This is a genomic window from Rhizobacter sp. (assembly GCF_035702065.1).
Lineage (GTDB): Bacteria > Pseudomonadota > Gammaproteobacteria > Burkholderiales > Burkholderiaceae_C > Rhizobacter.
In genome coordinates this window covers 1-25,916 of the sequence record NZ_DASSRA010000199.1, presented here as the reverse complement: position 1 = coordinate 25,916, position 25,916 = coordinate 1, and the positions used below count along the sequence as shown (strand labels likewise).

Here is a 25,916-nt window from a genome sequence, read left to right as displayed (position 1 = left end):
CGAGTCGCCCACCGAACTGGCACGCAAGTTCGAGCCGCTGGGCAAGTACCTGGAAAGCAAGCTGGGCATGAAGGTCGAGTGGACGCCGGTCACCGACTACGCCGCGGCAGTGGAGACGGTGGTCAACCGCAAGATCGACCTCGCCTGGTTCGGCGGCTTCACCTTCGTGCAGGCCAACGCGCGCTCGAACGGGCAGATGATTCCGCTGGTGCAGCGCGAGGAAGACACGCGCTTCCGCTCGGTGTTCATCACCGACGCCAAGAGCGGCATCCACAAGCTCGAAGACCTGAAGGGCCGCACGCTGAGCTTCGGCTCGGCCTCCAGCACCTCGGGCCATTTGATGCCGCGCAGCTTCCTGCTGGCCGCCAAGATCAACCCCGACACCGACCTCAAGCGCATCAACTTCTCCGGTGCGCACGACGCCACCATCGCGGCCGTGGCCAGCGGCAAGGTCGACGCCGGCGCGCTCAACATCTCGGTGTGGGAGAAGTTCGTGGCCGAGAAGAAGGTCGACACCGAGCAGGTGAAGGTCTTCTACACCACGCCCGCGTACTACGACTACAACTGGACGGTGCATTCCGCCATGCCGGCCGAGCTGCGCAACAAGCTGCAGCAGGCCTTCCTGGCGCTTGATGCGAACACGCCGCAGGGCAAGGAGATCCTCGCGCTGCAGCGTGCCACGCGCTTCGTCCCCTCGCAGCCCGACAACTACAACGGCATCCGCGCGGCCGCCGAGAACGCCGGCCTGCTGAAGTGACGTCCGCCATCGAGCTGCGCGACTTCGCCGCCCCCGCGGCACCGGGCGCGAAGGCCGCTGCCGTGCGCGGGCTGAGCCTGCGCATCGAGCCCGGTGAGCAGGTGGCCTTGATCGGCCCTTCGGGTGCAGGCAAGAGCACGCTGCTGATGGGCCTGGCCTGCGCGGTGCAGCCACTCGCCGGCTCGCTTGCGCTGTGGGGCAGCGACCCATGGCAGTTGAGCTCTTCCGAACGGCAGCGCCTGCGTCACCGGCTCTTCCTGGCGCCGCAGGTGCCGCCACTGCCGCCGCGTCAGCGCGTGGTCACCGCAGTGCTGGCCGGGCAGTTGCCATCCATGGGCCTGCTGCAAAGCCTGGCCACGCTGTGGCACCCGAAGCAAGCGGGGCTGGCCGAAGCCGCGCTCGGCGCCTTCGACCTCGCCGACAAGCTGTGGCACCGCGTCGACCGCCTGTCGGGCGGTGAACGCCAGCGCGTGGGGCTGGCGCGCGCGCTGGTGTCGCAAGCCGCGCTGTGGCTGATCGACGAGCCGCTGTCGGCGCTCGACCCCACGCGCGCTTCACAAGCCATCGCCACGCTGATCGACAGCGCGCGGCGCGAGCAGCGCACGCTGGTGTGCAGCCTGCATCAGGTCGAGGTGGCGCGTGAGCGCTTTCCGCGCATCGTGGCCCTGCGCAACGGCGAGTGTGTGTACGACGGGCCGTCGGCTGGCCTGAGCGACGAGGCGGTGAATGCGCTCTACGCAGACGAGCCGCCAGCGGCGTCTCCCGCCACGTCGCACACCTCAGCCGCCGCTTCACTGCCCGAGAGCATGTGCCGCTGATGCAAAGCATCCGCCTGCACGACCCTGCCCTGCTGCCGCGCAGCGCCTTGCTGCTGGCCGTGGTCGTGCTGATGTGGCCGCTGCTCGTGTGGACCGAGTTCAACCCCGCCGTGCTGGCCGACGCGCGCAGCCTCGCGGCCACCTGGCGCTTCATCGGCGACTTCGTGCCGCCGAGGCATGACGCGGCCTTTCTCGCCGAACTGGCCCGCGCCACCTGGCGCACCGTGGCCATCGCCACCGCCGGGCTCACGCTGGCCTGGCTGATCGCCGTGCCGCTGGCGCTGGCCTCCACAGCACGCCTGTCGGTGAGCGCACTCGCACGCCGCATGGACACCGGCCCGGCCTTGCTGCGGCAGGCCGTGCGCTGGCTGCTGATCGTGCTGCGCTCCATCCCCGAGCTGGTGTGGGCGCTGGTGTTCGTTCGTGTGGTGGGACTGGGGCCGACCGCTGGCGTGCTGGCCATCGCCATCGCCTACGGCGGCATGCTCGGCAAGGTCTACGCCGAAATCCTGGAGAGCAGTGACCCGGCCCCGACGCAGGCGCTGTTGCGCAACGGCGGCGGGCGCTTGCAAGCGCTGCTGTTCGGCACGCTGCCAGCGTGCAGCCACGAGCTGGTGAGCTACACCGTCTACCGCTGGGAATGCGCCATCCGCTCGTCGGTGGTGCTCGGCTTCGTCGGCGCGGGCGGCCTGGGCCAGCAGCTCGACACCGCCACCAAGATGTTCGCGGGCGCCGAAGTCGGCGCCATCCTGCTGGTGTTCATCGGCCTGGTGGCGTTGAGCGACCGCGTGAGCGCGGCCTTGCGCAAGGTGAGCGCATGAACGCCCTGGCTGCACGCAAGAAAGGCCTGTGGATCGGCGCTGCGGTGCTCGCACTGATCGTCGCGAGCTTCGCCTCGCTGGACTTGCGCTGGGCCGACTTCCTCGCGCCCAGCGAGCTGGCCAAGATCGCGGCCTTCGGGGCGAGCTTCTTCCCGCCCGAGACCTCACCGGCCTTCCTGCGCAAGACGGCCGGAGCGGCCATCGAGACCATCGCCATGTCGCTGCTCGGCACGCTGCTCGCGGCGCTCGCCGGCCTCGCGCTGGCCCTGCCCGCGAGCGCGCAAGAGGGCACGGCGGCCCGCGCGCTGCGCTCGGCCGCGCGCCTGCTGCTCAACGCACTGCGCTCCATCCCCGAGCTGGTGTGGGCCTCGCTGCTGCTCATTGCCGCCGGCCTCGGCCCCTTCCCCGGCACGCTGGCGCTGGCGCTGCACACCACCGGCGTGCTCGGCCGTCTGTTCGCCGAGAGCATCGAGAACGCCGCACCCGAACCCGCGCTGGCCCTGCGCGTGCGCGGCATCGGCGGCGCGCGCATCTTCCTGTGGGCCACGCTGCCGCAGGTGCTGCCGCAGCTGGTGTCGTACAGCCTCTACCGCTGGGAGAACAACATCCGCGCCGCCGCCGTGCTGGGCGTGGTCGGCGCGGGCGGCCTGGGGCAGATGCTGTACTTCCACCTCAGCCTGTTCCAGATGCACGAGACCTGCACCGTGCTGATCGCGATGGTGGGGCTGGTGGCGGCGGTGGATGGGTTGTCGTACGGGTTGCGCCAGATGCTGGTGCGCAGTGGCGACTCAAGAAGAGCGCACCCGTAAAGAAAAACGCCTCAGAGACGAAGCCTCTGAGGCGTTGTTCCATTTCTTCTTGTTTGGTGCGGCTGGCAGGATTCGAACCCACGACCCCTTGGTTCGTAGCCAAGTACTCTATCCAACTGAGCTACAGCCGCGAAGCCTCGAAGTATAGCACCAAGATAGCCGGGGTCTACAACTTGGCTGCCGACTCGTAGCAAAGAGCCATCCGCTCGGTGTCGGACTGCTCCTCCGCGAGGCGGGCGAGCAGCAGCCAGGCATGGCGGCGTGCGTCGGCCGGCAACTGGGTGGCCACCGAGGCCTGGTCGAGGAGCAGGCGGGCCTTGCCCCACAGTTCGCGCTCGGCCAGGGCGCAGCCCACCGCATAGGCCACGGCAGGTTCGCGCGGGTGGGCCTGTGCGGCGCCCTCCAGACGGGCCAGCCAATCGGGTGACAGGCCAGCCATGCTGGCCACCAAGCCATGCGCGAGCGCGGCGCGTTCGTCGGTGCTCAGGTCGCCCAGACGATCCCAGAAGGGCCGCAACCAGGCGCGCGCTTCAGCGGCCGCACCCTGCGCCGAGAGGCACGCGGCAGCGCGTGCGGCCACGAAGGGGTCGCGCCGGTCGGCGTTCTCCAGCCCGAACCAGACGCGGCGCACCTGGTCGGCATCGCGGGCGCCATCGAGCGATTCGAAGGCGAGCGAACGCAGCAGGCCCTGCGCCGCGACCTTGGAGAAGGCCTGGTGCTTGGCCAGCAGGCGCGCGGTCTTCAAGGCCTCGGTCGGCTGGTTGGCGAGGCGGCTGGCCTGCAGCTTGAGCCGCAGCGCATGGGTGCGGCGCGCCACGCCCGGGGGCAGCGCGGCCAGCAGTTCGAGGGCGCGCGTGGCATCGCGGTCGTCGAGTGCCCATTCAGCGGCGAGCAAGCGTGCGCCTTCTTCGGCGGAGCGGGCGAGGCTGCTCTGGCTGCTGAGTTCCAGGGCGCGCTCCAGTTGGTCGTCGCGGCGGCTGCGGTCCTGCAGCTTGTGCGCGCTGCCAGCGGCAAGCAGGTGGCCGAGCACGGTGAACTCGTTGTCCTGCACGAGGTCGGGCGTCTCGGACTGGATGAGCAGCGCCCGCTGGGCCGACTTCTGCGCGCGGCTGTAGCGCCCGCCGAAATACTGTGCCAGTGCATCGCGCAGAGCCGCCTGGGCAGTGCGGTCACGCCGGGCCACGCGCCACTCGTGAGCGCGGCGCGGCAGGCTCAGCAGGCCGTTGATCGCCTGGAAGATCATCACCAGCGCCAGGCAGATGGCCAGCAGCGCGATGAGGAAGAGGTTCATGGACACGTCCATGCGCCAGCCGCTCCAGTACAGCGAGACGAGGCCGTCGTTGGCACCGAAGGTGGTGGCGGCCACCACGGCGACCACGAAGAGCAGAACAAACCAGACGACGGCGCGCATGGAAAAGGTCAACGCCCGGCGGTGGCCGCCGCCAAGGCAGCAAAGGTGTCGTCGGGGCGCGGCAGGCCGACCTGGCGGGCACCGGCGGCCACCTGCTTGCACAGCTCGCCGGCGACGACGGTGCGGCGCGAGCTGCGGTCGAAGTAGCGATCGAGTGCCTGCTGCGCGCCTTGCAGGTCCGTCTGCACGGTGTCGAACTGGCGGCTCAGCAGGGCCAGGCGGGCATTGAGCAGGCGCAGCTTGAGGTTCTCGCGCAGGAAGAAGGCCTGCTCGGGCGCCAGCATCATCGCGTCGTGGTGGTCGATGCGTGTCACGCGCACCAGGCTGCGCGCCTCAAGCCACACGCGCTCGACCAGGCTGGACCAGCCATCGGACACGGCCACCGACCAGCCGCTCTTGCTCTCGCTGGCACCGGAGGCGCTGCGCGCCATGGGCTTGGCCGACGACGCAGCCACCGCGGGCTTGCTGGCCTCCTTGCGCGGCTCGGCCTGCGACAGCAAGGGCAGTTCGTCGATCAGTCGGATGGCTTCGTCGAGCTTGATCGACAGGGCCGAGATGTCGGGCACGCTGACCGCCTTGACGCGGTCCATGTCGCGCGCGATGGCGCGGCGCACGCCTTCGAGCCGCGGCTGGCTGTAGCGTGCAAGGCGCTCGTCGGCCTGCTTGAGCGCAGCCACGAGCGGCTCGGCGCTGCCGGTGATGGTGGCCTGCTGCTGCGCCACGCGCAGGCCGGCGTCGATGTCGACCAGCACGTTCTCGTCGCGCGAGCGCGAGAGCGACTGGATCAGGTCTTCGAGCTGCGTGCGCTGGATGGCCACTTCCGCCAGGCGCGCTTCGAGCAGCGAGACCTTGGCCGCGCTTTCGCGCGCGGTTTCGTCGGCGCGCTTGGCCAGCAGGCGCGCTTCGCCGGAGAGGTTCTGGCTGTCCTGCTGGCGGCGCACGAGCTCCTGCTCCAGCTTGCGCACGCGCCGCTCGGCCGACCAGCCCAGGGCGAGGCTGGCGCCAACCAGCAGGATCAGGAGGATGGCTGCGACCCACCACCAGCGCTTGCGCGGGTGGGCCGGCACGGCTACCACGGGCTCGGGAAGCGGGCTGTTGGGGGCTTGTGTGACATCGTTCACGATGCGTTTGATTGTATGCACGCGACCACGTCTGCGAGTGACGGCCGAGCCTCGATCACGTAGCCGATGCCGAGCCGGCGCGCGCGTTCGGCAATGCGCGGGTGGGTGGCCAAGGCGCGGGCCTGTCGCCAGTCGGCTTGCGGGGCCAGGGCCTGCAGGTTGTCGATGGCTTCGGAGCTGCTGAAGAACCACAGGTGTTCGGTCGGCTGCGCCAGCGCCTCGCCCAACAGGGCCTGCTGCGGCGCCGAGAGCTGTGGCGCCGCGCGGTCGTAGGCCGCGACGAAACTCAGCTGCGCACCACGCTCACGCAAACGCTCGGCCAACCAGTCGCGACCGCCGGCACCACGCACCACCAGCACGTGCCGCCCGGCCCAATCGAGTGGGGCGAGCCGCTGCCACAGCGCTTCGGAATCGAACTGCGGCGCATCCGCCGCGGGCTCGGTGATCAAGGGCACGCCCAGCTCGCGCAAAACCTGTGTGGTGCCGGGGCCGGGCGATGCAGCCCGCGTGGCCGCAGGCCACTGAACATGCGCGGGCCGCGCCGCGAAGAAGTGCGCGGCAGCGTTCGGGCTGACGAAGACCACCATCGACTGCTGCGGCAGGGTCGACCACGCAGCGGCCACGGCCGCGGGATCGGGCGCGGGAGCGATGTCGATCAGGGGCAGCGTCTCGGCCTCCAGGCCGGCAGCACGAAGCTGTTGCACCCACTCGCTGGCCTGTGCGGCAGGCCGTGTGACCAGCACGCGCATCGGGCTTACAGCGCTGCCAGGTAAGATGCGCCGCCCAGGCTGCGCAGCTGCTCGGCCGCCCGCTCGCCCAGGGCGCGCGCCGCATCGTCGTCGGCGATGGTGGCCTGCAGGTTGACGCGCAACAGCGGACGGGCTGTGTCCTGCCCATCGCCCAAGGCCGCGGCAAGGTGCAGCACGTCGGCATGCCAGGTCGCGTGCGCTGCCAGCGGCATGCTGCAGCTGCCACCCAGGGCGCGCGAGACGGCGCGCTCGGCCTGCACGGCCAGCCAGGTGGGGCGGTGGATGAGTTCGGCGAGCTGCGTGCGCAGCGGCATCGCGTCGGCCAGCACCTCGATGCCGAGCGCGCCCTGGCCGGCCGCGGGGATCATCTGCTCGGGGTCGAAGATGCTGCGGATGCGGTCCGCCAGGCCCAGGCGCTTGAGGCCGGCGGCGGCCAGCACGATGGCGTCGTACTGGCCTTCGTCGAGCTTGCGCAGGCGCGTGTCGAGGTTGCCGCGCAGGGGCTCGATGCGCAGGTCGGGCCGCAGCGCGCGCAGCAGCACCACGCGGCGCAGGCTGGAGGTGCCCACGCAGGCGCCCTGCGGCAATTCATCCAGGGATGCGTACGTGTTGGAGACGAGCGCATCGCGCGGGTCTTCGCGCTCCAGCACGGCGGCAAGCTCGAAGCCGTCGGGCAAGTCCATGGGCACGTCCTTGAGCGAGTGCACGGCGAGGTGGGCGCGGCCCTCTTCGAGCGCAGTCTCCAACTCCTTCACGAACAGGCCCTTGCCGCCCACCTTGGAGAGCGTGCGGTCGAGGATCTGGTCGCCGCGCGTCGTCATGCCGAGCAGGCCCACCTCGAGCCCCATGCGCTGCTTGAGCAGGGCTTGCACATGCTCGGCCTGCCACAAGGCGAGGCGGCTTTCACGGGTGGCGATCAGCAGGTGGACAGGCGGTGTGTGAGGCATCGGGGGATGCTATCAGGCGCGTGTGGTGAGGCCGGCTTCTGCCTAAGAAACCGCTACCATTGCGAGGGCGTAACTAAATTACGCCCTCGCTTCACGCATCAGCCCAAGGACACCCATGCCGCGCGCCCAGCCCGACGACGCCAAGAACCTCCCTTTGGTCGAAGACATCCGGCTGCTCGGCCGCATCCTCGGCGACGTGATCCGCGAGCAGGAAGGCAAGGCCGCCTTCGAACTGATCGAGCGCGTGCGCCAGCTCTCGGTGGCCTACCGCCTGAAGCGCGACACGCAGGCCGGCCGCTCGCTCGACCGCCTGCTGAAGAACCTCTCCGGCGACCAGACGGTGAGCGTGATCCGCGCCTTCAGCTACTTCTCGCACCTGGCCAACATTGCCGAAGACCGCCACCACGTGCGCCGGCGCGAACACCACGAGCGCCAGGGCCACCTGCAGGAAGGCTCGCTCGCGATGAGCCTGGAGCGCCTGGCCGAAGCCGACATCCGCGCCAGCACCATCGCCGCCACGCTGCAAAGCGCCTACATCTCGCCGGTGCTCACCGCCCACCCGACCGAGGTGCAGCGCAAGAGCATCCTCGACGCCGAGCGCGCCATCGCCGAACTCATCGGCCAGCGCGACACGCTGCACACCGCGCGCGACCTGGCCGACAACGAAGCCCTGCTGCGCGCCCGCGTGACGCAGCTGTGGCAAACGCGCATGCTGCGCTACACCAAGCTCACCGTGGCCGACGAGATCGAGAGCGCGCTGAGCTACTACCAGACCACCTTCCTGCGCCAGATCCCGCGCATGTACCGCGAGCTCGAGGACGCCCTGCCCGGCCACCCGATCGCATCGTTCTTCCGCATGGGCAACTGGATCGGCGGCGACCGCGACGGCAACCCCAACGTCAGCGCCGACACCTTGCAGATGGCGCTGCGCCGCCAGAGCGAGACCGTGCTGCGCTTCTACCTGACCGAGGTGCACGAACTCGGCGCCGAGCTGTCGATCTCGGCGATGCTCGCACCCGTCACACCGGCCATGCAGGCGCTGGCCGATGCCTCGCCCGACCAGGGCGCGCACCGCCAGGACGAGCCCTACCGCCGCGCCCTGATCGGCATGTATGCGCGTCTGGCAGCCACCTTGCACGAGCTCACCGGCACCGAAGCGCTGCGCCATGCGGTGGCGCCGCAGTCGCCCTATGCGCGCAGCGAGGACTTCCTGCACGACCTGGGCGTGATCGAGCAATCGCTGCACAGCCACCACGCGCAGGCCCTGATCGCGCCGCGCCTGCGGCCGCTGATGCGCGCGGTGCAGGTGTTCGGCTTCCACCTCGCCACCGTCGACCTGCGCCAGAGCTCCGACAAGCACGAGGCCGTGGTGGCCGAGCTGCTGCAGGTGGCGCGCATCGAGCCCGACTACAGCGCGCTCGACGAGCCCGCGCGCCGCGCCCTGCTGATGCGCCTGCTCAACGACGCCCGCCCGCTGCGCGTGCGCGCCGCCAGCTACTCAGAGCATGCGCAAAGCGAGCTGGCGATCTTCGAGATCGCGTTGCAGATGCTCAAGGCCTACGGCCGCCAGGCGCTGCGCCACTACATCATTTCGCACACCGAAGACGTGAGCGACCTGCTGGAGGTGCTGTTGCTGCAGAAGGAAGTGGGGCTGATGCGTGGCACGCTGGACGACAGCGCCACCTGCGACCTCATCGTCTCACCGCTGTTCGAGACCATCGGCGACCTGCGCAATGCCGGGCCGATCATGCGGGCCTACTACGAGCTGCCGGGCATCGCCGCGATGATGAAGCGTTCGGGCAGTGAGCAGGACATCATGCTCGGCTACAGCGACAGCAACAAGGACGGCGGCTTCTTCACCAGCAACTGGGAGCTGTACCGCGCCGAGATCGCGCTGGTCGCGTTCTTCGACGCATTGCGCGCCGAGCACGGCATCACGCTGCGCCTGTTCCATGGCCGCGGCGGCACGGTGGGCCGCGGTGGCGGCCCGAGCTACCAGGCCATCCTGGCGCAACCGCCCGGCACGGTGAACGGGCAGATCCGCCTCACCGAGCAAGGCGAGGTGATCGCCTCCAAGTACGCCCACCCCGAGATCGGCCGGCGCAACCTCGAGACCCTGGTCGCCGCCACGCTCGAGGCCACGCTGCTGCATCCGACCAAGAGTGCGCCCAAGAGCTTCCTCGACGCGGCCGACGCGATCAGCACGGCCAGCATGGCGGCCTACCGCAAGCTCGTGTACGAGACCCCGGGCTTCACCGACTACTTCTTCGCCGCCACGCCGATCCGCGAGATCGCCGAGCTCAACATCGGCTCGCGCCCGGCCTCGCGCAAGGCCACGCGTGCCATCGAAGACCTGCGCGCCATCCCCTGGGGCTTCAGCTGGGGCCAGTGCCGCGTGGCGCTGCCGGGCTGGTGCGGCTTCGGCTCGGCCATCAACGACTACCTGGGCAAGAGCCCGCAGCAGCGCAAGGAACGCCTCGCGCTGCTGCAGCGCATGCACAAGCAGTGGCCGTTCTTCCGCACCCTGCTCTCCAACCTCGACATGGTGCTGGCCAAGAGCGACCTGGGCATCGCCGCACGCTATGTGGAGCTGGTGGAAGACAAGCGACTGGGCAAGCGCATCTTTGGCGCCATCCAGGCCGAGTGGCAGGCCACGTCGGACGCGCTCAGCCTCATCACCGGCGAGAAGAAACGCCTGGCCTCCAACCCGTCGCTGGCGCGTTCGATCGAGCACCGCTTCCCCTACCTCGACCCGCTCAACCACCTGCAGGTGGAGCTGATGCGCCGCTACCGCCACCAACGCGAAGGCGACCCCGCCAACGAGCGGGTGCAGCGAGGCATCCACATCTCCATCAACGGCGTGGCGGCGGGCCTGCGCAACACCGGCTGAGTGCGGGGCTGAGCGGGGGCTGAACCAGTCTGAGCAGGGTCTGAACAGGCCGTGCAAAAAGTTCACAGGGCAGATCCCAACCGCGGGGATTCACGGGGGAGGAGTAGCAACTCGATTCAAGTCCGCAGCGCGATCTCCGGCAAAAGATGCACACGCGTTCACTTCCTGGAGCGCACCGACGAACACGCAGAGCCTCTGGTGACCGTCGGCGAACCAACCAAGAACCAGCATCTACATCGGAGACCTTATGAAGCAGCTGTCCAAACACCTTTTGCGCGCCACGGTGGCGCTCGTCGTCACCTCGGCGGCCTCGATGGCCATTGCCGCCACCAGCTTCACCAGCAGCTACAAGGGCGGCAGCACCGCCTCCTGCGGCACCACCTACAACATCCGCGGCGCCGAGCCCACTGCTTCGGGCAAGTACCCCGTGTACGTGCACATCGGCGGCACCGGCGAGTCGTACACCAGCAACTGGGCCATGGCCGCGGTGAACGCGATGGCCGCCAAGGGCTTCGTGGCGGCGTCGATCCAGTACGACAACGGCTCATTCGGCACCTGCGACACCATCGGTACACGCGCCAAGTGCATCTTCGATTCGAGCAAGGCCACCAGCGCGATCCAGACGCTGTGCGCACGCGCCAAGGCCGACTGCTCCAAGGGCATCGTCACCGGCGGCCTGAGCCAGGGTTCGATCATCTCGGTGCTGTCGAAGAACTACGACAGCCGCATCCGTGCATCGATGGGCCAGGGTGCCGGCGCCACCTACACCGCCGCCTACAACCTGAGCTCGTGCGTTGCCAACGGCAACCACGTGCAAACGGGTGACCGCATCCGGATCATCAACGGCCAGACCGACATGTTCGTGGGCGGCACCATCACGACCGCCGGCAACTCCGGCGCGCTCGTGACCGGCAAGACCTGTGCGACGGGTTCCACCTCGTGCCTGAACAGCAACGGCTCCGGCTGGCTGGTGGTGCAGAGCTACGAAGTGAGCGACCTCGACGCCGACCACTGCTTCATGGGCTACGGCGGCACGATCGGCGTGCAGTGCTCCGGCGCCCTGGTCGACCCGATCTACCAAACAGGCTCCAAGGCCTGGGCGCTGCCCGCCACCACCGACTGGCTGAAGAGCTTCGTCACCCCGTAAGCCACATCGCCCACGCCGGGCACCGCCACGCGGGGCCCGGCCCTTCCTTTCTGTACCGAAGCTGACCCGCAACTGAATGAGCGTGCGAAAAAGAGCGCGAAACCACCGCTCACTCGCCCCAACCGCGGGCTTTCCCCGGGGAGAAATAGCAACTCGGTTCAAGTGGCAGGGTTAAGCTGAGGCCGAAGATGCACAGGCGTTCACTTATTGAGGTGGCGCAGCGGCTTACCGACGATCACGCGCCCGTGTGGCCGTCGGCAAGCCGTTCGAACAAACAGCATCACATCGGAGACAACATGAACCAGCTCACCCGACACATCCTGCGCGCCGGCCTGGCGGTGGCCATCACCTCGATCGCCACCCTCGCCACCGCACAGACCGCCTTCACCAGTTCGTACAAGGGCGGCAGCACGGCATCGTGCGGCACCACCTACAACATCCGCGGTGCCGAGCCCACTGCTTCGGGCAAGTACCCCGTGTACGTGCACATCGGCGGCACCGGCGAGTCGTACACCAGCAACTGGGCCATGGCCGCCGTGAACGCGATGGCCGCCAAGGGCTTCGTGGCCGCCTCGATCGAATACGACAACGGCTCCTTCGGCACCTGCTCGACCATCGGCACGCGCGCCAAGTGCATCTTCGATTCGAGCAAGGCCACCAGCGCGATCCAGACGCTGTGCGCACGCGCCAAGGCCGACTGCTCCAAGGGCATCGTCACCGGCGGCCTGAGCCAGGGTTCGATCATTTCGGTGCTGTCGAAGAACTACGACAGCCGCATTCGCGCCTCCATGGGCCAGGGTGCCGGCGCCACGTACACCGCCGCCTACAACCTGAGCTCGTGCATCGCCAACGGCAACCATACCCAGTCGGGCGACCGCATCCGCATCATCAACGGCCAGACCGACATGTTCGTGGGCGGCACCGTCATCAGCGCCGGCAACTCCGGCGCGCTCGTGACCGGCAAGACCTGCGCCACCGGCTCCACCTCGTGCCTGAACAGCAACGGCTCCGGCTGGCTGGTCGTGCGCAGCACCGAAGTGAGCGACCTCGATGCCGACCACTGCTTCATGGGCTACGGTGGCGTCATCGGCGTGCAGTGCTCGGGCGCCCTGGTCGACCCGATCTACCAGAGCGGCTCCAAGGCCTGGGCCCTGCCCGCCACCACCGAGTGGTTGAAGAGCTTCGTCACCCCGTGATGAAGCACGCCGGGTTCCGCCTTGTGCGGCACCCGGCATATGAGGTATGAACGATCCCGCCCTGCCTGCCTCCGGCTCGCAGGGCGCCATGCGTACAGGGTGGGCACGAGCCCACCCAAGTGAATCTGCAACGAGGTTTGTTTCATGAGCGGGATCATCCACGTCGCTCCGAAATCCCGGCCCGGGCGCACCGCCTTGATCACGCTGTGCATCGCCGCACCCGTGGCAGCGCTGTTCTGGTGGCTGTCGAGCGAAGGCGAGCCTTTGCCGGCCCGGCCGGAGAGCTTCAGCCAGGCCAGCCTGCCGTCGCGCGAGTACGCTCCCGAGCCGCCGGACAGCCCAGACGAAGAACCCGCACCAGCCGTCGCCCGCAACAGCAACCCCGCACCCGTGGTCGACATGGGTGCCGAAGCCGCCGAGATGGCCGCGCGCAACGCCGGCATCGACATCCGCCTGCTCACGGTCTCGCGCCCCGAAGCGGCGCGCGCCTTCCTCAACGAAGTGCACTTGAAGCCCAGCCCGCAAGGCGGCTACGTGGTGGCCGAAGTCTTGCCCGACAGCCGCTACGAGCGGCTCGGCCTGCGCCCCGGCGACATGATCTATTCGCTCGACACGCCCAGGATGTCGGCCATCGACGAGACCTCGATGGTCGCGCTCATCCAGCAGACCGAACTCGAGCTCGACGTCTACCGCAACGGCTCGCTGACCCGCCTGCGTTACGACTACGCGGCGAACGACGAGGGCGCACGCCATGACGGCCCGCGTTGACACCAGCGCGGAGCCTCCCCAGCGCCCGCAGGTGTTCCTGTACGAGAGCGGCTTCATGTTCTGCTGCCCCGGCATGGTCACGGGGCCGACGGAGCGCTTCTCCGGCATGCTGCTGCTCGCCACCTCCGAGCAGGAGTTCGAACTCGAGATCGGCGGGCGCACGCAGCGCCAGGGCGCGGTGGTGGTCAAGCCCTTTGTCACCCGCAGCCTGAACGCACACCAGGTGCCGTTCGTCTCGTTGGGCGTGGGCCCGAGCCACCCCGCGTACCGCGTGTTCGCGCTGCTGCGCGAGCCGGGGCATGTGTCGCTGCCGCGCGCCCTGTTCTTCGATCAGCTCGACGCGCTCGACAAGCTGCTCGCGGGCCGTCTGAACCTGGAACAGAGCCGGCATCTCTTCGAAGAATGCGTGGGTGTGGTCGCCGCGCTGTTGCCGGCACCCAAGACGCTCGATGCGCGCATCGCGAGCGTCATGCAATGGCTTCGCGAAGACCCCGACCAGAGTCTGGAGACCCTGGCCGACAAGGCCTGCCTCTCGTACTACCGGCTGTCGCACCTGTTCTCGCAGGAGATGGGCGTGTCGCTGCGCCACTACCAGTCTTCGTACAAGGTCATCGCGGCCTGCCGCTTCCTCTGCCAGGGCATGAGCCTGACCGACACGGCCCACGCCGCGGGCTTCAGCGATTCGGCCCACCTCTCACGCATGTGGGTGAAGGCCTTCGGTGTGCCGCCGTCGCTCTTCGTCAATGGCAACGCATTCGCCATCCACGCGCCGCCGGCCCTCGCGTCCCGGCACAAGGTCGAGTCAAGCGACTTTGCCGACAGCCTGAGCTGAAGCACGCTGCAGGAGCTGGGCCACCACGGCCACCGCAATCACCTCGGGCTCCTTGCCCGCAATGCCGGGCACCCCGATCGGGCAGGTGATGCGCTCGATCAGCGCGGGCGCGAGGCCAAGCGCCTCAAAGCGGTGGATGAACTTGTTCTTCTTCGTGCGCGAGCCGATCAGGCCCAGGTAGCGGAAGTCGCCGCGCCGCAGGATGGCCTCGGTGATGCGCAGGTCGAGATCGTGCTGGTGCGTCAACACCAGGTAGAAGGCGCCGGGCGGTGCATGCCGCACCTCGGCCTCCACGCCATCGCCCACCAGCTTGCGAATGTGCGCCGGCCAGGCGCCCCAGGTGACGTCACCCAGCGAGGCCGGGAACTCGTCTTCGCGTTCGTCGATCCAGTCGACCTGCACGTCGAGCATGGCCAGCAGGCGCGCGATGGCACGGCCCACGTGGCCCGCGCCATAGAGCTGCAGGTGAAAGAGCGGGGCGCTGAGCGGCCAGGCCCCGAGGTGCGTGGCCTGCAGGCGCTCGAAGCGCAGCGTCACCGCCCCGCCGCAGCACTGGCCCAGCGCCGGGCCCAGAGGTAAATGCAGCGAGCTCACACTGAGGTCGCCCTGTTCGAGCATCCGGCGCGCATGCGCCAGGGCCTTGAGTTCCAGGTGGCCGCCGCCGATGGTGCCGGCGGCGCGCTGCGCCGACACCAGCATGCGCGTGCCGCTGCCGCGCGGCACCGAGCCCTGGGCTTCGCTCACCTCGACCAGCACCGCGGGCTCGCCGCTGTCCAGCCAATCGCGTGCAGCGTGGCGCAGGTTCACGGTCTCAGCCCCGCACCGCCGTGATGGCGCGCAGGATGGCCTCGGGGGTCGCCGGTGCCGACAGCGGCGGGTCGACACGGTGCCCGCCCACCGACGAGATCGCATCGCGGATCGCGAAGAACACCGAGAAGGGCAGCAGCAGCGGCGGCTCGCCCACCGCCTTGCTGCGGTGGATGGTGTCGGCCGGGTTCTCGGCGTCGAACAGCGTCACGTTGAAGACCGGCGGGCAGTCGTTGGCGGTGGGGATCTTGTAGGTGCTGGGCGCGTGCGTGCTGAGCATGCCGCTCTGCGGGTGCCACACCAGCTCCTCGGTGGTGAGCCAGCCCATGCCCTGGATGAAGGCGCCTTCAACCTGGCCGATGTCGACCGCCGGGTTGAGCGAGCGCCCCACGTCGTGCAGCAGGTCGGCGCGCAGCAGCTTCCACTCGCCGGTGAGCGTGTCCACCACCACCTCGCTCACGGCCGCGCCGTAGGCGAAGTAGAAGAAGGGCTTGCCCTGCAGCGTCTCGCGGTTCCAGTGCAGGCCGGGTGTGGCGTAGAAGCCGTCGGACCAGAGCTGCACGCTCGCCAGATAGGCCTGCGCCACCAGCTCGCAGAACGAGAGCTCGCGCTTCTTCCCCTTCTTGCCACCCACCGACACACGGTCGTTGGCGAACTTCACCTCGCTCGGCTTCACGCCGCTTTGCGCCGCGGCAAACGCAGCCAACCGCTCGCGGATCTGGCGCGCCGCGTCTTGCGCCGCCTTGCCGTTCAGGTCGCTGCCGGTGGAGGCGGCGGTCGCCGAGGTGTTGACGACCTTCTGCGTGTCGGTGGCCGTCACGCGCACGCTGTCGAAGCCCACACCCAACTCGTGCGCCACCACCTGGGCCACCTTGGTGTTGAGGCCCTGGCCCATCTCGGTGCCGCCGTGGTTCACGAGGATGGAGCCATCGCTGTACACATGCACCAGCGCGCCGGCCTGGTTGAAGTGCGCCACGTTGAACGAGATGCCGAACTTGACGGGCGTGAAGGCGATGCCGCGCTTGAGCACCGGGCTCGCCGCGTTGTATTGGGCGATGGCCTGGCGGCGCGCGCGGTAGTCACTCGTCACTTCGAGCTGCGCACTCAGCTCGTGGATGATGTTGTCTTCGACCACCTGCCCGTACGGCGTGGTGCAGCGCTCGTCCTTGCCGTAGTAGTTGACCTGGCGCACGTCGAGCGGGTCGCGGCCAAGCGTGCGGGCGATGGTGTCGAGGATGTTCTCGATCGCGATCGCGCCTTGTGGCCCACCGAAGCCGCGGAAGGCGGTGTTGCTCTGCGTGTTGGTCTTGCCCGAGTAGCCGTGCAGGGCAACGTCGGGCAGCCAGTAGGCGTTGTCGACATGGCACAGCGCGCGCGTCATCACCGGGCCCGAGAGGTCGGCCGAGTGGCCGGCGCGCGAGACCATGGTGATCTCGCTGCCCAGCACGCGGCCGTCATCGTCGTAGCCGACGTCGTACTCGTACCAGAAGCAGTGGCGCCGACCGGTGATGAGGAAGTCGTCGTCGCGGTCCAGCCGCAGCTTGACCGGCCGGTTGAGCTTGCGCGCCGCCACCGCGGCGATGCAGGCGAAGGGCGCCGACTGCGACTCCTTGCCACCGAAGCCGCCGCCCATGCGCCTGCACTCCACCTGCACGTGGTGCGCGTGCAGCTTGAGCGCATGCGCGACCAGGTGCTGCATCTCGCTCGGGTGCTGGGTGGAGCAGTGCACCAGCATCCCGTCGTTCTCCTTGGGGATGGCGTAACTGATCTGGCCTTCGAGGTAGAACTGCTCCTGCCCACCAACTTCGAGCGTGCCCTTCAACCGGTGCGGTGCCTTGGCCAGCGCCGCCTGCGCATCGCCGCGGGTCAGGTGCATGGGCGGCAGCACGTACTGGCCTTGCGCGTGGGCGGCCTGCGGGGTGAGCACCGGCGGCAGCGCGTCGACCTTCAGCACGCGCTTGGCCAGCGCCGCCGCGCGCCGCGCCGCATCGCGCGTGTGGGCGATGACCGCGAACACCGGCTGGCCGAGGTAGCGCAGATCGCCCTCGGCCAGGATGGGCTCGTCGTGCACGATGGCGCCGCAGTCGTTGGGGCCGGGGATGTCAGCGGCGGTGAGCACGTCCACCACGCCGGGCTGAGCGCGCAGGGCGTCGAGGTCGATGGCGAGCAGCCGACCATGCGCAATCGGCGACAGGCCCAGCGCCACGTGCAAGGTGCCAGCGAGCTCGGGCAGGTCGTCGATGTAGGCCGCCTCGCCGGCCACGTGCAAATGGGCCGATTCGTGCGGGCGGCTGATGCCCACGCGCGCGCCGGTGCGCAGGGCCTGCGCCTCGGAGGGGCGTTGCAGGAAGGTGTCGCTCGGCTTGTTCATGGCCGACCTTCCACAGAGAGCTCGGCGTGCGCCATGGTGCCCCACACGCTGGTGGCCTGCGCCGGCAAGGCATCCTGCGGGCGCGTCTCCAGCCAGAAGCGCTGCAACAGGTTCTGCGCCACCTGCAGCCGGTAGGCGGCGCTGGCGCGCATGTCGGTGAGCGGGGTGAAGTCTTGCGCCAGCGCGGCCTGCGCGCGCTTCACGCTGTCTTGCGACCAAGCCTGGCCGATGAGCGCGGCCTCGGCCTGCGCGGCACGCTTGACGGTGGCGGCCATGCCGCCGAAGGCGATGCGCACCTGCGTCACCGTGTCGCCATCCAGCTCGATGGCGAGGCCGGCGCACAGCGCGGAGATGTCGCAGTCGAAACGCTTGCTGACCTTGTAGGCGCGCAGCTGCTGCGCCCGGGTCGGCAAGGGCACGAGCAGCGCCTGCAGCAGCTCGCCGGGCTGCAGCTGGTTCTTCATGTAGTCGATGTAGAACCCGGCCAGCGGCATGCGGCGCTCGCGCGTGCCCTTGCGCAGCAGCACCTGCGCATCGAGCGCCATCAGCACCGGCGCGCTGTCGCCGATGGGCGAGCCGTTGGCGATGTTGCCACCCAGGGTGCCGGCGTTGCGCACTGGCGGCGAGGCGAAGCGCAGCCACACGTCGGTGAGCGCGGGCCAGCGCTGCACCAGCGCGCGCCAGGCCGCTTCGAGCGAAGCACCGGCGCCGATGTACAGCGCACCCTCGCGCTCGTCGATCTGCTTGAGTTCGGCCACATCGCCGAGGTAGATGATGTCGCCCAGTTGCCGGAACTGCTTGTTCACCCACAGGCCGATGTCGGTGCAGCCCGCCAGCAGCTGCGCCTGCGGCTGCTGTTCGCGCAGCGCGGCCAAGCTCTCCAGCGTGCGCGGCGCATGAAAGTGGTCGACGCGCTCCTGCCCTTCGACTTGCCGGTTGAAGGCGGCGTAGTGGAAGCCGTCGCTGCGCTGCATGCCTTGCAGCGCAGCCACCACCGGCGCGGTGTCGAGCGTGGCGGTGGGCAGCTCGAACATGCGCTCGCCGGCGTCGAGGATGGGCCGGTAGCCGGTGCACCGGCACAGGTTGCCCGAGAGCTCGTCGGCGAGTTCTTGCCGGCTTGGCCGCGCGCTGCAGGCCATCTGCCGCTCGTAGGTGGACCACAGCGACATCACGAAGCCCGGCGTGCAGAAGCCGCACTGCGAGCCGTGGCACTCCACCATGGCCTGTTGGGCAGGGTGCAGTCCTTTGGCGCCCTTCACGTCTTCGACGGTGAACAAGGCCTTGCCGTCCAGGGTCGGCAGGAACTGGATGCAGGCGTTGACGGTCTTGAGCGACAGGCCGCGCACGGCCGTGGCGTCACCGGCCTCGGCCAGCTCGCCGATCACCACCGTGCAGGCGCCGCAATCGCCTTCGTTGCAGCCCTCCTTGGTGCCGGTGCAGCGCGCATCTTCGCGCAGCCAGTCGAGCACAGACCGGGTCGGGTGGGCGCCGTTCACCTCGACGACGGCGCCACGGTGGTAAAACCGGATGGGTTGAGGGTTCATGCGAGAAAGCTTATGTCACAGCCCCGTGTTTGTCACAGCCAGGACGTAGCACGCAACGTGCCGCACGTGGGTACGGCGCTTGCACGGTGGAGCCCATGACATCTTTCGCCCCCCCTTCACGCCTGGCCCTGCGCGGCGACCTGCTCGACTTCACCGCCGCGCCTGCCTGGGGCGCGACCGATACCCCGGTGGTGCGCTTCCGGCCCGACCACTGGCTGCTGGTTGAAGGTGGCCGCATCGTCGGCGCCCAACCCGGCACGCAGCTGCCCGACGCCAGCTGGGCGCACCACGACCACAGCGACAAGCTCATCCTGCCCGGGTTCATCGACACCCACGTGCACAGCCCGCAGCTCGACGTGATCGCGAGCTACGGCACCGAGCTGCTGGACTGGCTCAACAACTACACCTTCCCGGCCGAGCAGCTGTATGCCGACGGGGCCGAGTCGGCTGCGGGGGCATCACGCTTCCTCGACGCGCTGCTGGCGCACGGCACCACCAGCGCCGTGGTCTTCGCCACCGTGCACAAGGTCAGCGCCGACACGCTCTTCGCCGCCGCACAGGCACGCGGCATGCGCCTCATCACCGGCAAGGTGTTGATGGACCGCCACGCCCCCGAAGGCCTGCGCGACGACGTGGCCCAGGCCGAGCGCGACTGCGTCGACCTGATCCAGCGCTGGCATGGCACCGATCGCCTGTCGTATGCCGTGACCGTGCGCTTCGCTCCCACCAGCAGCCCCGAACAGCTGGCCATGGCCGGCGCGCTCTACCAGGCTCACCGCGGCCTCTACATGCAAACCCACGTGGCCGAGAACCGCGCCGAGGTGGCCTGGGTGCGAGAGCTCTTCCCCGAGGCGCGCAGCTACCTTGACGTCTACGCCCGCGCCGGCCTGCTCGACGAGCGCAGTGTGCTGGCCCACGGCATCTGGCTCGACGACGAAGACCGCGCCGCGCTGCGCGACAGCGGTGCGCAGATCGCACACAGCCCCTCGTCCAACCTCTTCTTGGGCAGCGGCCTGTTCGACTGGCGCGCGGCCGAGGCCGCCGGCGCCGCCGTCAGCGTGGCCAGCGACGTGGGTGGCGGCACCAGCCTGTGCCAGCTCCGGAGCCTGGCCGACGCCTACAAGGTGCAGGCCATGGCCGGCCACCGGCTCACCGCCTGGAAGGGCCTGCACGCCGTCACCCTGGGTGCGGCGCAGGCACTCGGGCTCGAGCACGAGATCGGCTCGCTGGAGCCCGGCCGGCTGGCCGACGTCTGCGTGTGGGACTGGGCCGTCGGCCCGGTGGCCCAGCGCCGCCTGTCGGTGGCGCGCGAACTGCACGAGAGGGTGTTCGCCTGGATGACGCTTGGCGACGAGCGCAACCTTGCGGCCACCTATGTCGCTGGGCGGCGGGTGCAGCCCTGAGCATGGTTCTTGCGTTTCAGCTTCACGCTTCGTTCACCTTGGAAAACACGCCCTCATGATCCTCAGCAAACGCCTTCTGTGCGCCAGCCTGCTGGCCCTCGCCTTCCCCTTCGCTGCCCAGGCGCAGGAAACCCCGATCAAGTTCCAGCTCGACTGGCGTTTCGAGGGCCCGGCCGCGCTCTTCCTCGTGCCTGAAGCCAAGGGCTACTTCAAGGCCGAGAAGCTCAAGGTCACGGTGGACGCCGGCAACGGCTCGGGCGGCACGGTCACGCGCGTGGCCTCAGGCACCTACGACATGGGCTTTGCCGACCTGGCCGCGCTGATGGAGTTCCACGCCAACAACCCGACCGCGCCCAACAAGCCGGTGGCGGTGATGATGGTCTACAACAACACGCCGGCCGCGGTGCTGGCGCTCAAGAAGTCGGGCATCAAGACGCCGGCCGACCTCAGCGGCAAGAAGCTGGGCGCGCCGGTCTTCGACGCCGGCCGCAAGGCCTGGCCCATCTTCGCCAAGGCCAACAACGTCACCAACGTGGCCTGGACCGCCATGGACCCGCCCCTGCGCGAGACCATGCTCGTGCGCGGCGACATCGACGCCATCACCGGCTTCTCGTTCACCTCGCTGCTCAACCTCGAAGCGCGCGGCGTCAAGGCCGACGACGTGGTGATCCTCCCCTACCCCAGCTACGGCGTGAAGCTCTACGGCAACGCCGTCATCGTGGGCGAAGACTTCCTCAAGAAGAACCCCGAGGCGGTGAAAGCCTTCCTGCGCGCCTTCACCAAGGGCGTGAAGGACGTGATCGCCGACCCCAAGGGCGGCATCGCCACCGTCAAGGCACGCGACGGCATCATCAATGACGAGCTGGAAACGCGCCGCCTCAAGCTCGCGCTCGACGCCACCGTGCTCACGCCCGATGCCAAGGCCGAGGGCTTCGGCGAGGTGAACGCCGGCCGCCTGTCACTCATGGCCAGCCAGGTCTCCGACGCCTTCGCCACCAAGGAGCGCGTGAGCGCCCCGGCGGTGTGGAACGGCAGCTACCTGCCGCCGGCCGCGGAACGCGACATCTTCAAGGCTGTGAAGAAGTAGGCCTTCTCCGTCTCGGTGGGCGCCCGCTCAGCGGAAGTCCACCGAGACCTGGAACATCAGCGCCGAGTTGCCCAGCACATTGAGCTGGGCCGAATACATCGGCGTGAACTGCCAGCCCACGGCCAGCACCACGCCGGGCGAGAAGCCGCCGTGGTTGAAAGGCACCTTGTCCTTGTACTCGCCCTTGTAGCCGTACAGGATGCCGGCCGTCCACTGCGCGAACAGCTGGTCGTAGACGCTCCAGTTGCTGAGCCGTTGCCCGCCGTAGACAAAGCCGCTGGGCTGGCCGAAGGAGTTGCTGAAGTAGGTCGCTCCCCACAGGTACCCCGTGGAGAACTGGTGCTCCAGCCCGACCATCCACACCGGCCGGTGCTCGGGGTCTTGTGAATAATGGAACGAATACGGCGAAGCCATCAGGCGCCAGATGCCCTTGCCCGGCTCGGCCGGCGGGATGACGACGGTGGGCTCCGCGCCGCCGGGAGACGAGGCGACCGCGGGGTCGGTGGTCTGCGACCGGGCGGGAAGGGCTGCCAGCAGCGCGCTGGCGGCCAGCACAACAAGAAGGAATCTCATGCTTGCGATTGTCGCCACGTTTTTGAGCGCTCCCTTTCGCCAAGGCCGCGCCTTCGCCAGCTTGTGTGTGACCATTTGCATGCTGGCCTCGCTGGGCGGCTGTGCCTGGTGGGACAGGAAGGAGCGCGAGCTGGTCTACCGCCCCACCCCCGGGCGCCCGGCCGACTTTGCCGGCCTGCGCCCCGGCGACGAAACCTACTTCATCAGCGTGCCCGGCAGCTTGCCAGGCGCTCATGACAAGTTGCAGATGTGGTGGATGCCGCATGCCGACCCCAAGGCGCCCACGCTGCTCTACCTGCACGGCACCTTCCGCAACCTGTTTCGCAACTACCCCAAGATCGAGGCCCTGCGCAACGCCGGCTTCTCGGTGCTGGCGGTCGAGTACCGCGGCTGGGGCGAGAGCGAACCCATCATCCCGTCCGAGCCCAGCATCCTGGCCGACGCCGACATCGGCTGGACGGAACTGATGTACCACCAGCCCGACCCGCGCAAGCGCGTGATCTTCGGCCATTCGATGGGCGGCGGTGTGGCCATCGACCTGGCCAGCCGCAAGCACTACCCCACCGACTACGCCGCGCTGATCATCGAGTCGACCTTCACCAGCCTGCCCGACGTGGCCGCATCGGTGGGCGTGATCGGCACCATCGGCTCGTGGATCACGCGGCAGCGCTTCTACTCCATCGAGAAGATCGGCCAGGTCGACGCCCCCATCCTGATGATGCATGGCGACGCCGACCAGACCGTGCCCGTCGCCCTGGGCCGGAAATTGCGTGATGCCGCGCGGCCCGGCGTGCGCTGGGTGGAGTTCCCTGGAGGCAGCCACAGCGGCTTGCACAAAGAGTTCCCCGAGAAGTACCAAGAGACCGTGAAGTCCGTCATCAATCAGTTGCCAACCCCATGACTTCGTTTGTTGATTTCAGAAATGTCTGGCTCGCCTACAACGACGAGCTCCTCGCGAAGAAGCAGTACGCGGTCGAAGACATCTCGCTGCAGGTCGAGCAAGGCGAGTTCATCGCCATCGTCGGGCCCTCGGGCTGCGGCAAGTCCACCTTCATGAAGCTGGCCACCGGGCTCAAGATGCCTTCGCAGGGCAGCATCCTGATCGACGGCAAAGAGGTCAGCGGCCCGCTCAAGATCACCGGCATGGCCTTCCAGGCGCCTTCGCTGCTGCCCTGGCGCACCACTTTGGACAATGTGCTGCTGCCGCTGGAGATCGTCGAGCCCTACCGCAGCAGCTTCCGCGCGAAGCGGGCCGAGTACGTCGAGAAGGCGAAGAAGCTGCTCGCCAGCGTGGGCCTGGCCGGCTACGAAGACAAGTTCCCGTGGCAGCTCTCTGGTGGCATGCAACAGCGTGCGTCGATCTGCCGCGCGCTCATCCACGAGCCCAAGATGCTGCTGCTCGACGAGCCCTTCGGTGCACTCGATGCGTTCACGCGTGAGGAGTTGTGGTGCATCCTGCGCGATCTGTGGACGGTGCAGAAGTTCAACGTCATCCTGGTCACGCACGACCTGCGCGAAGCGGTGTTCCTGGCCGACACGGTGTACGTGATGAGCCGCAGCCCGGGGCGCATGCTGGTGCGCCGCGAGATCGAGCTGCCGCGCCCGCGCGGGCTGGAACTCACCTACACCAAGGAGTTCACCGACATCGTGCTGGAGCTGCGCGAGCACATCGGCGCCATCCGCAAACCTGTCGGACAGGTGGAGGTGCCGCAATGAACAAGAGGCAAAAAGAGGCGCTCGCGCCCTGGCTGCTGATGGCGGGTGTCATCCTGCTGTGGGAGTTGCTGTGCCGCGGCTTCAACGTCTCGGAGTTCATCTTCCCCGCGCCCTCGCGCATCGCTACGCAGCTGTGGGAGTTCCGCGGTGTGATCGCCGGCCATGCGTGGCGCACCTTCTGGGTCACCATGGTGGGCTTTGGCCTCTCCATCGTCGTCGGCACCTTGCTCGGCTTTCTCATCGGCAGCTCGCGCATGGCCTATGCCGCGATGTACCCGCTGATGACGGCCTTCAACGCGCTGCCCAAGGCGGCCTTCGTGCCCATCCTGGTGGTGTGGTTCGGCATCGGCGTCGGGCCGGCGGTGCTCACGGCCTTCCTGATCTCCTTCTTCCCCATCACCGTCAACATCGCCACGGGTCTCGCCACGCTGGAGCCCGAGCTCGAAGACGTGCTGCGCGTGCTCGGCGCCAAGCGCTGGGACGTGCTCGTCAAGGTCGGCCTGCCGCGTTCCATGCCCTACTTCTACGGCTCGCTCAAGGTCGCCATCACGCTGGCCTTCGTGGGCACCACGGTGTCGGAGATGACGGCGGCGAACGAGGGCATCGGCTACCTGCTGATCTCGGCCGGCTCGTCGATGCAGATGGGCCTGGCCTTCGCCGGCCTGGTGGTCATCGGCGTGATGGCGATGGCGATGTACGAACTCTTCGCGGTGGTGGAGAAGCGCACCACGGCCTGGGCGCATCGCGGTTCGGGCTCGCACTAAACTCGCCGCACTTCACAGAACCCGAATCGCCTTCATGGGCTGGCACGGCCACCTTCAGCTCCGCTACCGCCACGACGCACCGCGCACCATCGTCCACGACGAGCACAACGGCCCGCTGCGCATCCTGCAAAGCCTCTACCCCGAGGGCGAGGGCATCTGCCACAACGTGCTGGTGCACCCGCCCGGCGGCGTGGTCGGGGGTGACGTGCTGCAGATCAGCGCCCAGCTGGCGAGCGGCAGCCACGCGCTCATCACCACGCCCGGCGCCACGCGCTTCTACCGCAGTGCCGGCGACGCGGCCCTGCAGACGCTCACCACCCAGGTGGCTGACGGCGCGCGGCTCGAATGGCTGCCGCTGGAGACCATCCTCTACCGCAACACACTGGCCGAGAACCGCATGCGTTTCGAGCTGACACCCGGCGCCGAGATGATCGGCTGGGACGTGCTGGCGCTGGGCCTGCCGGCCAGCAACGAGCGCTTCGACGCCGGGCGCTACACGCAGCAGATCGAGCTGCCCGGCGTGTGGCTGGAACGCGCCACCATCGACGGCAGCGACAGTCGACTGCTGCAATCGCCGCTGGGCTGGGCCGGGCACAGCGTGCTGGCGACGATGTGGTTCGCCGCAGGCCGGCCGCTGGACGCAACACGCCGCGATGCGCTGCTAGACGGCGCCCGCGAGGCCATCGGCGGCAACACGCTGCGCCCCACCGCCGGCTGCAGCGCCGCACACGCCGAGATCGTCGTGCTGCGTGCGCTGGCCCATCGCGTGGAGCCGGCCATGAACCTGCTGGTCGAGGTGTGGAAGCGCTGGCGCAGCATCGCGTGGTCACTGCCCGCCACGCCGCCGCGCGTCTGGCGCACCTGATCAAGACAAAACCGCACGCAGCACCCGGGCAAGCGAGGGCGCGCCGTGGCCCTGCCTACACTGCGGCCGCATGAAAGCCCTTGCCTTCTTCGCCGCTGCGCTGCTCGCCGCCAGCCTTGCCACGCACGCGGCCGAGCCCGCACCACCGGAGTCGCCGCGCTACACCTTCTCGTGGCCTCTCGACGGCAGCGCGCCCAAACCGCGCGGCGGCTCCACGCGCGGTGCGCCGGTGTCGCTGGACCGCGAACCCTCGGCTGCCTGGAAGGCGCTGCAGGCCCCGGGCCTCACGCCCCAGGAGCGCGACCGCCGTGCCATCCTCGCGATGGCCGGCAGCTACCGCGTGAGCTTCGACTTCCTGGAAGTCGCGACCTATGCCGCGCCGCCCAAGCCGATCGGGCCCTACCAGTCCTGGGGCACCGAGAAGGTCTACGTCGACCAGGACGAGCCGGGCTTCGTGAGCCTGGTGCACATCCTGGAGATGCGCATGGTCGACAAGGAAGGCAAGGCGAGCGAGCCGGTC

At 68.8% G+C, this 25,916-nt stretch carries 24 protein-coding genes and 1 tRNA gene; 16 read left to right on the top strand and 9 right to left on the bottom strand.

Annotated features, from left to right (window positions below):
- The 4 genes from VFL64_RS09360 to phnE all read left to right on the top strand — a co-directional run.
- On the top strand, positions 1–757 hold a 757-nt coding region (locus VFL64_RS09360; protein WP_489540112.1), incomplete at its 5' end, for a putative selenate ABC transporter substrate-binding protein.
- On the top strand, positions 754–1,575 hold the full coding sequence (locus VFL64_RS09355; protein ID WP_489540111.1) for a phosphonate ABC transporter ATP-binding protein: 822 nt from the start codon (positions 754–756) through the stop codon (positions 1,573–1,575). The genes VFL64_RS09360 and VFL64_RS09355, both read left to right, overlap by 4 nt.
- A complete protein-coding gene (locus VFL64_RS09350) occupies positions 1,575–2,396 on the top strand; it encodes a PhnE/PtxC family ABC transporter permease (RefSeq protein WP_489540110.1) in 822 nt (273 codons plus the stop codon). The genes VFL64_RS09355 and VFL64_RS09350 overlap by 1 nt, the downstream gene beginning before the upstream one ends.
- Positions 2,393–3,205 carry a phosphonate ABC transporter, permease protein PhnE gene (phnE, locus tag VFL64_RS09345; RefSeq protein WP_489540109.1) on the top strand — a complete coding sequence of 271 codons (813 nt, stop codon included), beginning with the start codon at positions 2,393–2,395 and terminating at the stop codon, positions 3,203–3,205. The genes VFL64_RS09350 and phnE overlap by 4 nt, the downstream gene beginning before the upstream one ends.
- A gap of 54 nt (positions 3,206–3,259) precedes the next feature.
- Here the strand turns inward: phnE and VFL64_RS09340 are convergent.
- The 5 genes from VFL64_RS09340 to hemC form a co-directional block, all read right to left on the bottom strand.
- Positions 3,260–3,336: transfer RNA gene (locus tag VFL64_RS09340), tRNA-Arg, on the bottom strand.
- Between the two features lie 35 nt (positions 3,337–3,371).
- Positions 3,372–4,616, bottom strand: coding sequence for a heme biosynthesis HemY N-terminal domain-containing protein (locus VFL64_RS09335; RefSeq protein WP_489540108.1), 1,245 nt, complete (start codon positions 4,614–4,616; stop codon positions 3,372–3,374).
- An 8-nt stretch (positions 4,617–4,624) separates the two neighbouring features.
- Entirely contained in the window at positions 4,625–5,737 is a 1,113-nt protein-coding gene (locus tag VFL64_RS09330) for a uroporphyrinogen-III C-methyltransferase (protein WP_489540107.1), read from the bottom strand.
- A complete protein-coding gene (locus tag VFL64_RS09325) occupies positions 5,734–6,486 on the bottom strand; it encodes a uroporphyrinogen-III synthase (protein ID WP_489540106.1) in 753 nt (250 codons plus the stop codon). The genes VFL64_RS09330 and VFL64_RS09325 overlap by 4 nt, the downstream gene beginning before the upstream one ends.
- A 5-nt stretch (positions 6,487–6,491) precedes the next feature.
- On the bottom strand, positions 6,492–7,433 hold the full coding sequence (gene hemC, locus VFL64_RS09320) for a hydroxymethylbilane synthase (RefSeq protein WP_489540105.1): 942 nt from the start codon (positions 7,431–7,433) through the stop codon (positions 6,492–6,494).
- Positions 7,434–7,548: 115 nt separating this feature from the next.
- On the opposite strand from hemC, the gene ppc reads away from it, so the two are divergent.
- The 5 genes from ppc to VFL64_RS09295 all read left to right on the top strand — a co-directional run bounded on the left by ppc (position 7,549) and on the right by VFL64_RS09295 (position 14,266).
- The gene (ppc, locus tag VFL64_RS09315) at positions 7,549–10,323 is read left to right on the top strand and encodes a phosphoenolpyruvate carboxylase (RefSeq protein ID WP_489540104.1); all 2,775 of its coding nucleotides are present in this window, start codon (positions 7,549–7,551) and stop codon (positions 10,321–10,323) included.
- Between the two features lie 247 nt (positions 10,324–10,570).
- Positions 10,571–11,470, top strand: a complete 900-nt coding sequence (locus VFL64_RS09310; protein WP_489540103.1) for a hypothetical protein — start codon at positions 10,571–10,573, stop codon at positions 11,468–11,470.
- 296 nt (positions 11,471–11,766) lie between these two features.
- A complete protein-coding gene (locus VFL64_RS09305) occupies positions 11,767–12,666 on the top strand; it encodes a hypothetical protein (protein WP_489540102.1) in 900 nt (299 codons plus the stop codon).
- Positions 12,667–12,810: 144 nt separating this feature from the next.
- The gene (locus tag VFL64_RS09300; protein ID WP_489540101.1) at positions 12,811–13,434 is read left to right on the top strand and encodes a hypothetical protein; all 624 of its coding nucleotides are present in this window, start codon (positions 12,811–12,813) and stop codon (positions 13,432–13,434) included.
- Positions 13,418–14,266, top strand: a complete 849-nt coding sequence (locus tag VFL64_RS09295) for a helix-turn-helix domain-containing protein (protein ID WP_489540100.1) — start codon at positions 13,418–13,420, stop codon at positions 14,264–14,266. Before VFL64_RS09300 ends, VFL64_RS09295 begins: the two co-directional genes overlap by 17 nt.
- Here VFL64_RS09295 and xdhC read toward each other — a convergent pair.
- Genes xdhC through xdhA form a run of 3 tightly spaced genes read right to left on the bottom strand, consistent with a single transcriptional unit; the run spans position 14,237 to position 18,988 of the window.
- Positions 14,237–15,073, bottom strand: a complete 837-nt coding sequence (gene xdhC, locus VFL64_RS09290; RefSeq protein WP_489540099.1) for a xanthine dehydrogenase accessory protein XdhC — start codon at positions 15,071–15,073, stop codon at positions 14,237–14,239. The genes VFL64_RS09295 and xdhC overlap by 30 nt on opposite strands.
- A 4-nt stretch (positions 15,074–15,077) precedes the next feature.
- Entirely contained in the window at positions 15,078–17,444 is a 2,367-nt protein-coding gene (gene xdhB, locus VFL64_RS09285; protein WP_489540098.1) for a xanthine dehydrogenase molybdopterin binding subunit, read from the bottom strand.
- Positions 17,441–18,988 (bottom strand): xanthine dehydrogenase small subunit, encoded by a 1,548-nt coding sequence (gene xdhA / locus VFL64_RS09280; protein ID WP_489540097.1) that lies wholly within the window; start codon positions 18,986–18,988, stop codon positions 17,441–17,443. The genes xdhB and xdhA overlap by 4 nt, the downstream gene beginning before the upstream one ends.
- A 95-nt stretch (positions 18,989–19,083) precedes the next feature.
- Here xdhA and guaD point away from each other — a divergent pair, with 95 nt between their 5' ends.
- Positions 19,084–20,391, top strand: a complete 1,308-nt coding sequence (guaD, locus tag VFL64_RS09275; RefSeq protein ID WP_489540096.1) for a guanine deaminase — start codon at positions 19,084–19,086, stop codon at positions 20,389–20,391.
- A gap of 55 nt (positions 20,392–20,446) precedes the next feature.
- On the top strand, positions 20,447–21,478 hold the full coding sequence (locus VFL64_RS09270; RefSeq protein WP_489540095.1) for an ABC transporter substrate-binding protein: 1,032 nt from the start codon (positions 20,447–20,449) through the stop codon (positions 21,476–21,478).
- A gap of 27 nt (positions 21,479–21,505) precedes the next feature.
- On the opposite strand, the gene VFL64_RS09265 is transcribed toward VFL64_RS09270, so the two are convergent.
- A complete protein-coding gene (locus VFL64_RS09265) occupies positions 21,506–22,051 on the bottom strand; it encodes a hypothetical protein (RefSeq protein WP_489540094.1) in 546 nt (181 codons plus the stop codon).
- Between VFL64_RS09265 and VFL64_RS09260 the strand changes: the two genes are divergently transcribed.
- From VFL64_RS09260 to VFL64_RS09240, 5 genes are all read left to right on the top strand, one after another.
- Positions 22,050–22,952 (top strand): alpha/beta fold hydrolase, encoded by a 903-nt coding sequence (locus VFL64_RS09260; protein WP_489540093.1) that lies wholly within the window; start codon positions 22,050–22,052, stop codon positions 22,950–22,952. The genes VFL64_RS09265 and VFL64_RS09260 overlap by 2 nt on opposite strands.
- Positions 22,949–23,767, top strand: a complete 819-nt coding sequence (locus tag VFL64_RS09255; protein WP_489540092.1) for an ABC transporter ATP-binding protein — start codon at positions 22,949–22,951, stop codon at positions 23,765–23,767. Before VFL64_RS09260 ends, VFL64_RS09255 begins: the two co-directional genes overlap by 4 nt.
- The gene (locus VFL64_RS09250) at positions 23,764–24,531 is read left to right on the top strand and encodes an ABC transporter permease (RefSeq protein ID WP_489540091.1); all 768 of its coding nucleotides are present in this window, start codon (positions 23,764–23,766) and stop codon (positions 24,529–24,531) included. Before VFL64_RS09255 ends, VFL64_RS09250 begins: the two co-directional genes overlap by 4 nt.
- 34 nt (positions 24,532–24,565) lie before the next feature.
- Entirely contained in the window at positions 24,566–25,396 is an 831-nt protein-coding gene (locus VFL64_RS09245; RefSeq protein ID WP_489540090.1) for an urease accessory protein UreD, read from the top strand.
- Positions 25,397–25,466: 70 nt separating this feature from the next.
- Positions 25,467–25,916: DUF6607 family protein (locus tag VFL64_RS09240; protein WP_489540089.1), on the top strand; the 450-nt coding region annotated here is incomplete at its 3' end.